The 2,416-nt window shown below is 53.3% G+C and carries 1 rRNA gene; it reads right to left on the reverse strand.

The features are described from left to right. Positions 1 to 2,416: ribosomal RNA gene (locus tag ACE1CC_RS31440) — 23S ribosomal RNA — on the reverse strand; the annotation flags it as partial.

Below are 2,416 nucleotides of genomic sequence, written 5' to 3' on the forward strand. Positions count from 1 at the left end.
ACGTTCACCCCGGTCCTCTCGTACTAGGGGCAACTCCTTTCAAGTATCGACGCCCACGGCAGATAGGGACCAAACTGTCTCGCGACGTTCTGAACCCAGCTCACGTACCACTTTAATTGGCGAACAGCCAAACCCTTGGGACCTGCTCCAGCCCCAGGATGTGATGAGCCGACATCGAGGTGCCAAACGATTCCGTCGATATGAGCTCTTGGGAATCATCAGCCTGTTATCCCCGGCGTACCTTTTATCCGTTGAGCGATGGCCCTTCCACGAGGGACCACCGGATCACTATGACCGACTTTCGTCTCTGCTCGACTCGTCAGTCTCGCAGTCAGGCAGGCTTATGCCATTGCACTCTAACAGACGGTTTCCAACCGTCCTGAGCCTACCATCGCGCGCCTCCGTTACTCTTTAGGAGGCGACCGCCCCAGTCAAACTACCCGCCACAGAGGGTCCCAACACCGGATAACGGTGCGTGGTTAGATATCAGAAAACAGCAGGGTGGTATTTCACCTATGGCTCCACGACAGCTGGCGCCGTCGCTTCAAAGCCTCCCACCTATGCTACACAACTCTTTCCTAATACCACTCTGAAGCTGCAGTAAAGGTGCACGGGGTCTTTCCGTCTAACCGCGGGTACTCCGCATCTTCACGGAGAATTCAATTTCGCTGAGCATATCCTGGAGACAGTGGGGAAGTCGTTACGCCATTCGTGCAGGTCGGAACTTACCCGACAAGGAATTTCGCTACCTTAGGACCGTTATAGTTACGGCCGCCGTTTACTGGGGCTTCAATTCGGAGCTTGCACTCCTCCTCTTAACCTTCCAGCACCGGGCAGGCGTCAGACCCTATACGTCGTCTTGAAGCCGACTTAGCAGAGTCCTGTGTTTTTGATAAACAGTCGCTACCCCCTGGCCTGTGCCCCCCACCAAAAGTTGCCTTAAGATGGGGCCTCCTTCTTCCGAAGGTACGGAGGCAATTTGCCGAGTTCCTTCAGGATACTTCTCTCAAGCGCCTTGGTATACTCTACCTGACCACCTGTGTCGGTTTCGGGTACGGTCTATACGGTGGGGCTATTTCCTGGAACCTCTTCACTGCCCAACCAATCCAATAAGGAAGGACAATTTACGAGATCCGTCACACACCACCAGGCCCACGAATATTAACGTGGTTCCCATCGACTACCCCCTTCGGGCTCGTCTTAGGGGCCGGCTCACCCTACGCTGATTAGCATTGCGTAGGAACCCTTGGTCTTTCGGCGACAGGGTATCTCACCCTGTTAGTCGCTACTCATGTCAGCATTCGCACTTCCGATACGTCCAGAGTCGGTTACCCTTCTCCTTCGCTCGCTTACGGAACGCTCCGCTACCGCTGCAGTAAACTGCAACCCTAAGCTTCGGTGCATATCTTTAGCCCCGTTACATCTTCGCCGCAGGAACCCTTATTTAGACCAGTGAGCTGTTACGCTTTCTTTAAAGGATGGCTGCTTCTAAGCCAACCTCCTGGTTGTTTTGGGATTCCCACATGCTTTCCCACTTAGATACGACTTGGGGACCTTAGCTGTAGGTTAGGGCTGTTTCCCTTTTGACGACGGACCTTAGCACCCGCCGTCTGTCTGCCAGACAAGACTCGATGGTATTCGGAGTTTGGTTAGGTTTGGTACCGCTCGCGCAGCCCTAGCCCATCCAGTGCTCTACCCCCATCGGCATACATCTGACGCTCTACCTCAATAGATTTCGCGGAGAACCAGCTATTTCCCGGCTTGATTGGCCTTTCACCCCTAAACACAAGTCATCCGAGCATTTTTCAACATGCAACGGTTCGATCCTCCAGTGCGTGTTACCGCACCTTCAATCTGCTCATGCCTAGATCGCCGGGTTTCGGGTCTAATCCAACATACTCAGTCGCCCTATTCAGACTCGCTTTCGCTTCGCCTACACCTAACGGCTTAAGCTCGCATGCTAGATTAAGTCACTGACCCATTATGCAAGAGGTACGCTGTCACTCCCTATGGAGCTCCAACTGCTTGTAAGCATCCGGTTTCAGGTACTGTTTCACTCCCCTAATCGGGGTGCTTTTCACCTTTCCCTCACGGTACTGTGTTCGCTATCGGTCATGTACGAGTATTTAGGCTTAGAGGGTGGTCCCCCTATGTTCAGACAGGATTTCACGTGTCCCGCCCTACTCAAGTCCTTCATCATCACTTTCGCATACGGGACTGTCACCCGCTATGGTCACACTTTCCAGAGTGTTCTGCTAGTTGAAATGAAGGCACTGGCCTGGTCCCGGTTCGCTCGCCACTACTACGGGAATCTCTGTTGATGTCTTTTCCTCCGGGTACTGAGATGTTTCAGTTCCCCGGGTTCGCTTCACCAAGCCTATATATTCAGCTCGGTGATACCTTATCCACCTCGCCC

It is taken from the genome of Floridaenema aerugineum BLCC-F46, from assembly GCF_041929345.1.
In the GTDB taxonomy this organism is placed as follows: Bacteria; Cyanobacteriota; Cyanobacteriia; order Cyanobacteriales; family Aerosakkonemataceae; genus Floridanema; species Floridanema aerugineum.